Raw genomic sequence first — 12,431 nt, forward strand, 5'->3', positions numbered from 1 at the left:
TCTTACGTCAGATGTCCCGATTCGGATGACGGGTGTCCCCGCCTCCCGGAGCGGCCGGCCGGGCGGGGCGGCGAGTCAGCGCGGCTCCGACCCGGCGCTCCCCGGCTGTGCGGCCGGCAGGGTGAAGCGGGCGGTGGCGCCGCGATCGACGGCGCCTTCGATCCAGACCCTCCCGCCGTGACGTTCGACGATCCGGCGGACGATCGCGAGGCCGATCCCGGTGCCTTCGAATTCGTCGCTGCGGTGAAGCCGCTGGAAGGGTTGGAAGAGCGCCTTGGCGTAGCTCGACTCGAAGCCCGCCCCGTTGTCGGCGACGAAGTAGACCCGCTCGCCCTCCGTCACCTCGACGCCCACCTCGACGCGCGCCATGGCCCGCCCCGCGGTGAACTTCCAGGCATTGCCGAGGAGGTTCCGCAGCAGGACGGCGGCGAGGCTCGGATCGGCGTCGACGGGAAGCGGCTCGGCGAGGACGAACTCCACCTGCCGCTCCGGGTTCGCCGCCTTCAACTCGGTGGCGACCTCACGCGCCACCTGGGCGAGGTCGAGCGGCTCGCGATGCATGCTGGCTCGACCGAGGCGGGAGAAGCGCAGCAGGTCGTCGACCAACTGCCCCATGCGCTTGGCTCCACCGCGGATCCGCGCCAGCAGCCCGCGCGTCTCCTCGTCGGCCGAGCCGCCGAGGCTCTCGACCAGGATCTGGCTGAATCCGTCGATGGCGCGCAGCGGCGCCCGCAGGTCGTGCGACACCGAGTAGCTGAAGGACTCGAGCTCCCGGTTGGCCGATTCGAGGGCGGCCGTACGCTCCTGGACCTTGACCTCGAGTGACGCGTTCAGCCGTTCGACCTGGAGCTCGGCCTCGCGGCGGGCCGCCTCGCGCCGGGCCATCTCCACGGCGAAGGAGAGGTCCATCGCCAGCTCGTCGAGTAGCGCGAGCTCGCTTTCGTCGAACACTTCGGCTTCGCTCGAATAGAGGCAGAGCGCTCCGACCGTCTCGCCGCCCACGGCGAGGGGCGTTGCCGCCCAGGCGAGGAAGCGCCGGCGCTCGGCCATCTCGCGCCAACGCTGCCCGCGCGGGTCCGTGCGCACGTCGTTGCACACCGAGCGCTCGCCGGTTTCGAGCGCGATGCCGGCGGGACCCGGGCCTTCGTCCTCGACCGGCACCAGCCCGGCGTAGCGGCAGAAGAGCACCTTCTGCGATTCCGGCTCGACCAACCCGATCCAAGCGGCGCGAAACCCGCCCTCCTCGACGGCCACGCGCGCCGCCTCTTCGAGCAGCGCGTGCACGTCGCGAATCCGCACGATCGCCTTGTTGATCTCCGAATGCAGTCGATAGACCCGGTTGAGCTGCTGGGCGCGACGCTCGGCGATCTGACGGCCGCGCATCGCGGCCCATTGAACGAGTGCCCGCTCGGCCGTCCGCGGCATTGCGGCGAAGCTCTCGGCCGACTTCACGACGTATTCGATCGCCCCGGCCTTCATCGCCTGGACGGCGATCTGCTCGTTGCCGAAGCTGGTCATCACCACGATCGGGAAGGGGCCGTCCGACGACGGCGAAGTGAGCACCTCGAACGCCTGGCCGTCGGGCAGGTTGAGGTCGACGAGCACGAGATCCGGAGGGGTCACGTCGACGCTCCGGCGCAGCTCCGCCAGGGTCCGCACGACGACGACTCCGGCGCCGCAACCGTGACGCTCGAAGGCGCGGCGGATCGCCTCGGCGTGGCCGGGGTCGTCCTCGGCGACCAGGAGCCGGGCGGTCGCGAGCTCCGGGAGGAGCTCGGTCGTCGTCTCAGTACGGACGTTCATTCCAGGCGAGCCAGTAGTAACCCAGCGTGTCGAGCAGCTCGACGAACTGTGGAAAACCGATCGGCTTGACCAGATAGCTGTTGGCGTGCGCGTCGTAGGCCCGCACCATGTCGGACTCGGCGGTCGAGGTCGTCAAGACGATGACCGGGATCGACGTCAGATCCGGATCCGACTTGACGCGACGCAGGACCTCCAGACCGTCGACTTTCGGCAGGCGCAGGTCGAGGAGCACGAGATCGGGTCTCGGCACTCGTTGCGGCGCCGCGTACGCACCCTCGCGATGGAGGAAGTCGAGTGCCGCCTGGCCGTCTTCGACATGGATGAGCTCGTTGGCGACTCGCGACCTCTCGAAATTCCTCCGCACGATCTCGGCGTGCGCCAGATCGTCTTCGACCAGCAGGATGACCACCGGCTTCCCCTTCATGGTGATGCCCCCTCTCCCGCGACGACCACGGCCTTGGGCAACGTGAAGGAGACGGTCGTGCCGTGCCCGACCCCGCCCGACTCCAGCCAGATCTCACCGCCGTAGAGCTCGACGACGCGCTTGACGAGAGCCAACCCGAGTCCGGTCCCCTCGGTGCCGGGATCGAGCTTCTCGAACAGGCCGAAGACCCGGCCATGGAAGCGCGGGTCGATGCCGATGCCGTTGTCGCGGACGGCGAAGACCGCGTGGCGACCCTCGCCGCGCACTTCGATCGACACGCGCGGCGCCGGCTGGTCGCCCATGTATTTGATCGCGTTCTCGAGCAGATTCTGCCAGATCTGCGCCAGGCGCAGTCGATCGCCACGCAGCAGCAGGTCGCGCCCGTTGCGCTCGACCTTCACGCCCTGGCGGACGATGCGGCCGGCCACCGCTTCGCAGGCCTCGGTGACGAGCTCGCCGAGATGGACCTCGACCGGCGGTCGCACGACACGTCCGACACGCGAGAGCTCGAGCAGGTCCTCGAGCAACCGCCCCATCTTGTCCGTCGCCGCGCGGAGGAAGAAGCGGTCCTTCTCGATGCGTGCCCTATCCCCGGCCGCGAGGTCCTCCTCGAGATAGCCGAGGAAGGTCTTGACCGTGACCAGCGGGCTCTTCAGGTCGTGCGACACGAGGTAGGTGAAGCGCTCGAGCTCGGCGTTCTTGGCGCGCAGCTCCTCTTCCTGGTTCTTGCGCACGGTGATGTCCTCGAAGACCGTGGCGAACCTGCCGGGCCGCGGCGAGACGACCGAGATGTTGAAGTGGCGCTTCAGCGGCTCGAAGTAGGTCTCGAACGAGATCGACTCGCCGGTGCGACTGACTCGCTCGTACTCGGCGAGGTAGGGGGGCGCGCTCCCGGGGTACACGGCGCTGGCGAGCCTCCCCCGCGCCTTCTCGCCGGCCATCCCCGTGTGCCGCTCCCAGGCCGGGTTGATGTCGAGGATCCGGTAGTCGACGGCGGTTCCGCTGCCGTCGCGGACGATCTCGTGGATCGCCACGCCCTCGGCCATGCTCTCGAAGAGCGCCCGGTACTTCGTCTCGCTCTCGCGCAGCGCCTCCTCGGCCCGGCGTCGCTCGCTGACGTCGCGAATCACCGCCCACATGCCGAGCGGCTCGCCGCGCTCGCCGCGGCTGAGGATGGTGCGCAACTGGATGGCGACCGTCGTCCCGTCCTTGCGCCGGTACTCCTTCTCGTAGAGATCGGAGTAGCCGCGCGGCAGGATCTGCTCGTCGACGATCCGCTGCTCGAGCCCGTGCCAGCGCTCGGGCGTCAGGTCGACGTAGGAGAGATCCGCGACCTCGCCCGCTTGGTAACCGACCAGGTCGAGGAAGGCCTCGTTCCACTCGACGATCCGCCCGGTCATGTCGACCCGCACGTAGGCGTCCATCATCCGTTCGTGCAGCTCGCGGTAGCGCTCCTCGCTCGCCCCGAGTGCGGCGAACTGGTCGGCGAGCCGCTCTTCGGCCTCGCGCACCGCGGTGACGTCGGTGACCGTCCCGACCCAGCGGATCGGCGATCCGTCGCTGCGACGGGCGATCGCTCCTCGTGCCGCCCAGTAGCGGACGCTGCCGTCGCGCCGCAGCACGCGGTAGTCGATCCGGTAGGGAGCCCGCTGCTCGAGATGCGCGGCAATCGCCGCGGCGACGCGTTCGCGGTCTTCCGGATGGACGACCGCCTTCCATGCCGAGAGCGTCCGCGGAAACTCCCCGGAACCGTAGCCCAGCATCTCGTCGATCCGGCCGTGCCAGTCGACGCGCTCGGCGAGATCCCATTCGTAGACGATGTCGTTCGACGTCTCCGCGGCGATGCGGAAGCGCTCCTTCTCCGCCTCGAGCGCCTCCTCCATCCGCTTGCGTTCCGTGATGTCGGTCGACATCCCGCCGATGGCGTAGATCCGCCCGCGTGCATCGAAGATCGGGTACTTGACGCTCACGTAGACGTGACGGCCGTCCGCCTCGACGTTCTCCTCCTCGACGACCCGGGCGGCGCCGGCTCGGATCACCTCCAGGTCATTGGCACGATGGCTCTCGGCGAGCGCCTGCGGCATGAGCTCCTGACGCGTCGCGCCTACCATCCGCTCCCGATCGCTCGCGAAGAGCGCCGCCAGGTGTCGGTTGACCAGCAGGAAACGGCCCTCGAGGTCGGTGACGTAGATCAGCATCGGCCCGTTGTCGACGATGTCCTGGAGCAGCTGCCGGTTCTCGGCGAGCGCCTGCTCGGCCCGCCGCCGCTCGGTGACGTCGACGAGCGCGGCGAGCGTCTCCTCGCCGATCACCGTGCTCGAGAAGCTCACCTGCCGCACGCTTCCGTCGCGGCAGGTCACCTCGAGCTCGAGCGGTCCGAGGTCCCGTCCGGCCTGCCGCGCCGCCTCGGACTCGACACGCCAACGCCCGCGCACCTGGTCGCGATCGCCCTCGTCGGGATAGGCCGCCTTCCACCAGGCGTCGAGCGTCGGCACCTCCTCGACGGTGTAACCGAAAAGCTCGAGGAAGCGATCGTTGCGCACCGACAGCCGCCCGTCGGCCTGGACCAGCACCATCGGCACCGGTGCCCGTTGGATCAGCCGGTGAAAACGCTCGGCGCTGACTCGCGCGGCCTCCGCCACCTCGGCTCGGGAGCGATAGAACCGGCTCCGCTGGTGACGCCAGATCGCACCGACCGAAGCCCCGGCGGCGAGCGCCACGGCGATCCCCGCGCCGAGGAGCCAGCCCAGCCTCTCGCGCACCGGTGCCAGCGCTTCGCCGCGGTCGATCCTCGCCACGAGTGCCCAGGGCGTCCCAGCAACTTGGCGGAGCGCGGCGATGACCGGAACCCCGCGGTAGTCGATACCATCGACGATCCCGGTCTCTCCGCAGGCCGCTCGGGCCGCGGGAAGGTCCGGCGCCGCGACCGATCTCCGCAGGGCCAGCGCGGTTCCCTTCTGAAAGCGAAGCTCGTTGAGGAAGACCACTTCCTCGCCCTCGCGACGAACGAGGAGCGTTTCGGCAGACCGACTCGACGTCGGCCAGCGCTCGAGGAGGGGAAAGAGGTAGGACTCGGGATCGATTTGTAGGGCGACGACGGCGAGTGCACCGCCGGATCCGTCCGGCGAACGCACCGGTGCGAGGACCTCGAGGTGCACGCGGCCGTCCGCATCGCCGCGGTAGAAGTCGATGAACACGGCCTTCGAGGACCGCAAGGCCGCCGGAAGCTGCTCGTGGACCTCCGCGGCAAGCGGCTCCTCGCCCGCCGGAACTGAAACGAGCACCCTCCCGACAGGGTCGACGAGCGAAGCGCGCTCGTACTCGAAAACCGTGCGGAGCCGCTCGAGCCAGGCCCGCAGCGCCGCGGCGGCCGCGCCATCGGCGGGCTGGGTGACGACGCTCTCGGTCAACGAGGCGAACGCCGCATTGCCGGCGACCAGGTCGGCGTCGCCAAGTCGTTCCCAGCAATAGCGCTCAAGCTCGGCGACCTTGAGGTCGGCAACCGACGAGAGCTGGGCCTCGACGGCAGCCCGGAACTGCGATTCGTAGGAGCGGAAGTAGGACCAACCTGCCGCCAGGAGTCCGAGAGCGAAGAGACAGAAGACGGCGAGCAGTGGCCAGGGCCCCGGGTCGGCACGGTCTGGCCCGGCACCGGGCACTTCCGGCGCCGTGCGGACTGTCGATCCGTTCACCCCGACTTCGTCGCCCGCCATCGCGGAGACCTCTCGGCCTCGTTCGAGGCTGCCGGCAGCGCGAGCCGCGCACGAGGATGGCCCACCGCTTTCCCCCCGGTCCTCGACGGATCCAACTACCGGTTGAGTGTACACCCGTGGTCATCCGCCGCCGCGGCGCTTCGCCGTCGTGATCTCGCCGCGATCCCGGCGCCCGCTCTCCAGTCTCCTGACACCACGCTGTCAGGAGTGGCGTGCGAGAGTCCGCCCCACGTTGGCCGTGACGACGCGGCAACGCCTTCCCGAGGAGTCCGACGATGAACGTTCAGCACGCCCTCTCCGAGCTCGACGCCACCGAGCGCTTCTTCAACCGCACCACCGAGTGCCTCGACGAGGCCGATGCCGGGTTCGCCCCGGTCGACGGGATGATGACCGTCGCCCAGCAGGTCGCCCATGTCGCCAGTACCGTCGAATGGTTCGTCGACGGAGTCTTTCGCGGCCACGGCTTCGACATGGACTTCGAGGCCGGGGCAGCCAAGGTCAATGCGGTCGCCTCGCTCGCCGCGGCGCGCGCCTGGCTCACCCGCGGCTTCGCCGCAGCGCGCGACGCGGTGGCTTCCATGAGCGATGCCGAGCTCGCGGCGCCGTTGCCCGAGAACCCGATCCTGCACGGTCCGCTCTACGCGACGGTGGAGGCGATCATCGACCACACCGGCCATCATCGCGGCGCGCTGTCCGTCTACGCCCGGCTGCTCGGCAAGGTGCCGGCGATGCCCTACATGTGAGGAGCGGGCGGCTCCGCCTCGAGCCGGCGCACGTACTCCTCGAGCGTGCGGCCCGGCTCGGCGGCGAAGGTGTCGGGCGTCATCTCGAGCGCGGCGATCCGGTCGACCCGGAAGTTGCGGAAGTCCTCGCGCAGCTCGCACCAGGCGGCGAGGGTCCAGACCGGCCCGTAGAAGGCGAGCGCGAGCGGGCGCACCACCCGCTCGGTCGCCTGCCCGTTCGCATCGCGATAGGCGAGGCGAAGCTTGTGCGACTCGCGCAGCGCCCGCCGCACGAGGATCAGCTCGCGGTCGGGGCGGGGAACGGCGCGCCACCCCTCCGGGGCGAAGAGCAAGGTCGACTGGACGAGGTCGTGGCGGTCTCCGGGTAGCGCCCCTTCGAGCTTGGCGAGCGCCGTGCGGCCGGCCGCGGCGAGCTCCCGATCCGCCCAGCTCGCGACGATGCGCCCGCCGAGCACCAGCGCCTCGACCTCTTCCCGGGTGAACATCAGCGGCGGCAGCTCGAAGTGGCGCAGGCGGTAGCCCACCCCGGCCGCCGCTTCGATCGGCACCCCCGAGGCACAGAGATCGGCCACGTCACGGTAGACGGTCCGCTCGGCCACCTCGAGGCGTGCGGCGAGCTCGCGCGCCGTGACCACTCGGCCGCGGCGCAGGATCTGCACGAGCTGGAAGAGTCGATCGGCCCGGCGCATGGCCGAGAGAGTCTAGTCGGCCCGCCGTCCGGCGGGTGAGGAGACCGCCGCGGCGGCGTGCGCTAGAGTCCGCGGGGTCATGGCCACGCCGCCCGCCAACCTCCCCGTCCGCCTGCGCGAGATCGTGGCCTGGGCGATGTTCGACTTCGCCAACTCGAGCTACACGACGGTGATCGTCACCGTCGCCTTCAGCGTCTACTTCACCAAGCTGGTCGCCGCCGGCGCGAACGCCGACAGCCTCTGGGGCGCCGGAATCACGGCCAGCAACCTGGTCGTCGTCCTGCTCTCGCCGCTGGTGGGCGCGATTGCCGACGACTCCGGGCGCAAGAAGCTCTTCCTGCTCGCCACCTGGCTGCTCTGCGTGGCGGGCACGGCGGGCCTCTGGTTCGTCCATCCGGGGGAGATCGCTCTCGGCCTCGCCCTCTTCGTCGTCTCGAACATCGCCTTCTCCTTCGGCGAAAACCTCTGCGCCGCCTTCCTGCCCGAGCTCTCGACGCCGGCGAACGTCGGCCGCATCTCCGGCTTCGGCTGGGGGCTCGGCTACTTCGGCGGCCTGCTTTCGCTGCTCGCCATCCGACCGCTGATCGCCCCCGGCTTCACCGTCGAGAACCTCGGCAACCTCCGGCTGGCCTGGCTGGTGACGGCCCTCTTCTTCTTCGTCGCCGCCTTGCCGACCTTCCTGCTGCTGCGCGAACGCGCCCACCGGCACCGCCGATCGCTCGCCGAGTACGCACGGCAGGGATTCGGCCATCTGCTCGAGACGGCGCGGGCGGTCCGCCACTTCCGCGAGCTCGCCCGCTTCCTCGTCGTCTTCTTCGTCTACTCCGCCGGGCTGATGAGCATCATCGCCTTCGTCGGCGTCTACGCCGAGCGCACGGTCGGCTTCTCGCCCGACGAGCTGATCGTCCTCTTCCTGGTGGTTCAGATCTCTTCGGCCGCCGGAGCGATCGGCTTCGGCTTCATCCAGGACCGGCTCGGCGCCAGTCGGACGATCCAGGCGACGCTGGTGCTGTGGATCGTCGTCTGTGCGCTCGTCTACTCGTCGTCGAGCAAGAGCCTCTTCTGGGGCATCGCGCTCTTCGCCGGACTCGGTATCGGCTCGTTGCAGTCGGCCTCGCGCGGCCTCGTCGGGCTCTTCTCGCCGGTCGAGAAGAGCGGCGAGTTCTTCGCCTTCTGGGGTCTCGCCGGCAAGGGGGCCTACGCCTTCGGCCCCGCGGTGTTCGGCCTGCTCTCCTCGACCCTCCACTCGCAGCGCGCGGCGATCCTCTCGACCGGGCTCTTCTTCGTCCTCGGCCTCGTCGGCATGGCCTTCGTCGACGAGAAGCGCGGCCAGGCCGCGGCCGCCGCCTGGAGCGCAAGCCACGCCGACTAAAGCGCGGGTCGAGCGCGAACCGGACGGCGCCATGGCTTCCGAACGTCGGGTCGACCGCTTCTTCGCCGCCCTGGCCCGGCTCGTCCTGCACATCTTCTTCCGGCGCGTCGAGGTGCTGGGCGCCGAGCGTGTGCCGGCCGAAGGGCCGCTGCTGGTCGTGGCCAACCATCTCAACGGTCTCGTCGACCCGCTCTTCCTGCTCGGCACCCTGCGCCTGCCGGTGCGTTTCCTCGGCAAGTCGACGCTGTGGAAGATCCCCGTCCTCGGCGCGCTGTTGCGACTCGCCGGCGCGATCCCTGTCCACCGTCGCCAGGACGCGGGCGTCGACCCGGAGCGCAACCTCGAGACCTTCGCCCGTTGCCACGAGCTGCTCGCCGCGGGGGGAATGATCGCCCTCTTCCCCGAGGGGATCAGCCACGATGCGCCGGCGCTGCAACCGCTCAAAACCGGCACCGCGCGGATCGCGCTCGAGGCCGAGCAGCGCTTCGGCCCTCTCGGCGTGCGGATCCTGCCGGTCGGCCTCACCTTCTCCGACAAGACGCGCTTCCGTTCGCGCGCGCTCGTCGTCGTCGGCGAGCCGCTCGACCTCACCGTCGAACGCGCGGCCGCCGGCGAGGATCCGGTGGGCACGGCGCGAGGGCTGACGGCGCGCATCGACGAAGCGCTGCGCCGGGTCACGCTGAACTACGACACCTGGGAAGAGGCGCGGCTCGTCGAACGCGCCGCCGGTCTCTTCGACCGCGAGCCGAGCTCGCTGCCGACCGGACGCCCCCTCGCCGAGACGTTCGAGATGCAGCGGGCGCTGCTCGCCGGCAGCGAGTCACTCGCCCACCGATACCCCGAGCGGCTCGCCGCGCTCGCCGCCGCCGTCGCCGACTACGACCGCCTGCTGCGGGTCGCCCGGGTGCGCGACGAACATGTCGCCGCGGCCTATCCACTCGGCGAGGTGGCCGCCTTCGTCGCCGGCTCGCTCGCGACGATGGTGGTGCGGCTGCCGATCGCGCTCGTCGGTGTGCTCGCCAATCTCCTCCCCTACCAGCTCGCCCGCCTCGCCGCGGCGTTCGTGCGCGAATCGCCCGATCAGATCTCGACCTACAAGGTCTATCCCTCGTTGATCCTCTATCCGGCGACCTGGATCGCCGAAGCGGTGGCGCTCGGCTACGCCGCCGGGCCGCTCGCCGGATTGACTGCGCTGGTGCTCGCTCCGCTCTGCGGCTGGGTGGCCCTGCGCACCCTCGAAGACCAGCTCCGGCTGGCGCGCGAGAGTCGCGTCTTCCTCCTCCTGCACACGCGGCGAGGCCTGTGGAACGCGTTGCGCGGGCGGCGCGAAGCGATCCGCCGCGAGCTCGAGGCGCTCGCCGACGAGATCGCCGGCAGCGGTCGCGACGCGTGAACGGCCGCCCGGGCCGCGGGTTCTCCACGACGCGGGCGGAAGGCCCCACTCGCTTCGCGGGGTGACGTCACGGCCCGGGTGCTCCCGGATCAGCGCGGCGTCCGGCCGAGGAGCTCGCGCAGGTCGCCCGTGTCGTCGACGTCCGCGGCGGCCTCCGGCATCTCGACGGTCACGAGCTCGCCGGCGTGGCGTTCGAGCAGCGCCCGCGCTCCGCGGTCGCCCGAGAGAGCGCGGAGCTCGGTCGCGAAGCGCTCCGGGAAGATCGCCGGCGCACCGACCGTGCCGGCAAAGGAGGAGGCGACGAGGGCGAGCTCCGGCCGCGACCGGGCCGCCTCGGCGAGCCGTCGCAGACTGGAGGCGTCGACCCGCGGCAGGTCGCAAGGAAGGATCAGCACCCCGCACCACGTCGGCTCCAGCGCGTCGAGTGCGGCGATCCCGGCTCGTAGCGAGCTGCCGATCCCTTCCTGCCAGTCGGGATGGATCACCGTGGAGACGGGCAGTCCGGCAAGCTCGGCGAGGCACGCCTCGGCCGACGAGCCGAGCACGCAGACTGCCGGCGAGGCCCCCAGAGCGAGCACCGCGTCGACGGCCCGGCGGACGAGCGAGCGGCCCCGCCACCGCACCAGTTGCTTCGGTTGCCCGAGGCGGCGCGAGCCGCCGGCGGCGAGCACCAGGGCGGCGAGCGCGACGTCGCTCATCCCGCGGCCGGGACGAGGCCTTGGGCGGCGATCGTGTCGGCGACGGCGGCGAGCGAGCGCGCCTCGCGCCGGGACAGGACGGCGAGCGCTTCGGCGATCACGGCGACCGCGATCTCCGTCGGGCCCTCCGAGCCGAGGTCGAGACCGGCCGGCCCGAACAGGCATGCCCGCTGCGCCGGGGTCGGCGCCGAGCCGCGCGAGGCGAGGTCGCCGAGAAGGCGTTCGCGGCGGGCTCGCGGGCCGAGCAGACCGAGATAGTCGAACCCGAGCGGCAGCAGCTCCTCGAGCAGCGCCAGATCGTCGAGGTAGCGGTGCGTCATCACCACCGCCGCGGCGCGCGGTCCCAGGAAGAGTCGGCGGGCGAGCCCGTGCAGCGGACCGGCGACGAGGTGGTCTACTCCGGCGAAGCGCGCCGCGGTGTCGTCGAGAGCCTGGGGATCGACGAGGGTGACCTCCCAACCGAGCGACCGTGCCGCCTGCGCCATCGCCACGGCGTCGCGACCGGCGCCGCCGATCACGAAGGAGACCGGCGGCGCGATCGGCTCGACCAGAAGGCTCGCTCGACCGTTCGCACGCTCGACCTCGACGACCTGCGCCGGGGCTCCGTCGAGCGCGGCGCGCAGCGCCGGGGCGAGCTCGCCCGCCAGGGTCGGGTCGAGATCGCCGCTCGTCGTCCCGGCGCGGTCGAGCGCCCACCATCTCCCCGGAGTCCGCCGATCCGCGTCGGCCGTCGGCTCGCCCGCGAAGAGCGTGGCGAGTGCGCCGCGCTCCCGGCGCAGGAGACAGCGCTCGACGAAGGCAAGAGATCCCGCGGTCGCCTCGACCGCCAGCGGCTCGACGAGGATCGTCACGACGCCGGAGCAACCGAGACCGAACCCCCAGAGCGCGTCTCCGCTGCGGGAGAGATCGTATTCGGCGATTTCCGGCTCACCCCGCGCCGCGACGCGCCGGGCGCGCTCGGCGAGATCGCCTTCGAGGCAGCCCCCGGACAGGACGCCGGTCGCCTCGCCGACCGGCCGATCCGGGGCCAGCAGCATCCGCGCTCCCGGCTTGCGGTAGTGCGACCCGCGCACGGAGACGAGCGTGGCGAGCACCAGGCGCTCTCCCACGGCCCGGCCGCGGGCCGCTCGCGCGACGATCTCTCGCAGCTCCTGCATCGTCGCTCTCAGTCGGGGTAGACGAATTCGACCGGTCGATCGATCCAGGGGGCGAGGCTGGCGTGCACCGGACAGGTCAATGCCGCCCGTTCGAGCCGCGTGCGCTGCTTGGCGTCGAGCCCGCGCGGCATCTCGATGCGCACCGGGATCCGCGCGATGCGCCGCGGCGAGGCCTGCATGTGCTTCTCCAGTCGGAAGGCGAGACCGGAGAGATCGAGCCCGTCCCGCTCGCCGACGATGGCGATCAGCGTCAGCATGCAGGCGCCGAGCGAAGCGGCCGCCATGTCGGTCGGCGAGAAGGAGCTGCCGTCACCCTGGTTGTCGACCGGCGCGGCGGTCCGCCAAGCCGCCCCGGACGGCTCGTGCAGGAGGTCGACCTTCAATCCGCCGGCGTAGCGGCCGGAGATCGCTACGGACATGACGAGCCTCCCAGAGGTTG

At 71.0% G+C, this 12,431-nt stretch carries 10 protein-coding genes; 3 read left to right on the top strand and 7 right to left on the bottom strand.

Translation table 11 applies throughout. The features are described 5' to 3' along the window. Positions 1 to 75: 75 nt before the first annotated feature. Genes IPJ17_21325 through IPJ17_21335 form a run of 3 tightly spaced genes read right to left on the bottom strand, consistent with a single transcriptional unit; the run spans position 76 to position 5,919 of the window. A complete protein-coding gene (locus IPJ17_21325) occupies positions 76 to 1,803 on the bottom strand; it encodes a GAF domain-containing protein (GenBank protein ID QQR73973.1) in 1,728 nt (575 codons plus the stop codon). Beyond that, on the bottom strand, positions 1,787 to 2,227 hold the full coding sequence (locus tag IPJ17_21330) for a response regulator (protein QQR73974.1): 441 nt from the start codon (positions 2,225 to 2,227) through the stop codon (positions 1,787 to 1,789). The genes IPJ17_21325 and IPJ17_21330 overlap by 17 nt, the downstream gene beginning before the upstream one ends. Continuing rightward, on the bottom strand, positions 2,224 to 5,919 hold the full coding sequence (locus tag IPJ17_21335; GenBank protein QQR73975.1) for a PAS domain S-box protein: 3,696 nt from the start codon (positions 5,917 to 5,919) through the stop codon (positions 2,224 to 2,226). Before IPJ17_21335 ends, IPJ17_21330 begins: the two co-directional genes overlap by 4 nt. Positions 5,920 to 6,215: 296 nt before the next feature. Here IPJ17_21335 and IPJ17_21340 point away from each other — a divergent pair, with 296 nt between their 5' ends. Next, the gene (locus tag IPJ17_21340; GenBank protein QQR73976.1) at positions 6,216 to 6,683 is read left to right on the top strand and encodes a DinB family protein; all 468 of its coding nucleotides are present in this window, start codon (positions 6,216 to 6,218) and stop codon (positions 6,681 to 6,683) included. On the opposite strand, the gene IPJ17_21345 is transcribed toward IPJ17_21340, so the two are convergent. After that, entirely contained in the window at positions 6,674 to 7,372 is a 699-nt protein-coding gene (locus tag IPJ17_21345; GenBank protein QQR73977.1) for a YafY family transcriptional regulator, read from the bottom strand. The genes IPJ17_21340 and IPJ17_21345 overlap by 10 nt on opposite strands. A 79-nt stretch (positions 7,373 to 7,451) precedes the next feature. Here IPJ17_21345 and IPJ17_21350 point away from each other — a divergent pair, with 79 nt between their 5' ends. Together IPJ17_21350 and IPJ17_21355 are read left to right on the top strand one after the other, a co-directional pair. Next, entirely contained in the window at positions 7,452 to 8,744 is a 1,293-nt protein-coding gene (locus IPJ17_21350) for an MFS transporter (protein ID QQR73978.1), read from the top strand. A gap of 31 nt (positions 8,745 to 8,775) precedes the next feature. Continuing rightward, positions 8,776 to 10,137 carry a 1-acyl-sn-glycerol-3-phosphate acyltransferase gene (locus tag IPJ17_21355; GenBank protein QQR73979.1) on the top strand — a complete coding sequence of 454 codons (1,362 nt, stop codon included), beginning with the start codon at positions 8,776 to 8,778 and terminating at the stop codon, positions 10,135 to 10,137. Between the two features lie 89 nt (positions 10,138 to 10,226). Here the strand turns inward: IPJ17_21355 and IPJ17_21360 are convergent, their stop codons facing one another. Genes IPJ17_21360 through IPJ17_21370 form a run of 3 tightly spaced genes read right to left on the bottom strand, consistent with a single transcriptional unit; the run spans position 10,227 to position 12,411 of the window. Then, positions 10,227 to 10,835 (bottom strand): nucleotidyltransferase family protein, encoded by a 609-nt coding sequence (locus IPJ17_21360; GenBank protein ID QQR73980.1) that lies wholly within the window; start codon positions 10,833 to 10,835, stop codon positions 10,227 to 10,229. Beyond that, on the bottom strand, positions 10,832 to 11,992 hold the full coding sequence (locus IPJ17_21365; protein ID QQR73981.1) for an XdhC family protein: 1,161 nt from the start codon (positions 11,990 to 11,992) through the stop codon (positions 10,832 to 10,834). The genes IPJ17_21360 and IPJ17_21365 overlap by 4 nt, the downstream gene beginning before the upstream one ends. 8 nt (positions 11,993 to 12,000) lie before the next feature. Next, on the bottom strand, positions 12,001 to 12,411 hold the full coding sequence (locus IPJ17_21370; protein QQR73982.1) for an OsmC family protein: 411 nt from the start codon (positions 12,409 to 12,411) through the stop codon (positions 12,001 to 12,003). Positions 12,412 to 12,431 lie beyond the last annotated feature (20 nt).

It is taken from the genome of Holophagales bacterium, from assembly GCA_016699405.1.
Lineage (GTDB): Bacteria > Acidobacteriota > Thermoanaerobaculia > Multivoradales > JAGPDF01 > JAAYLR01.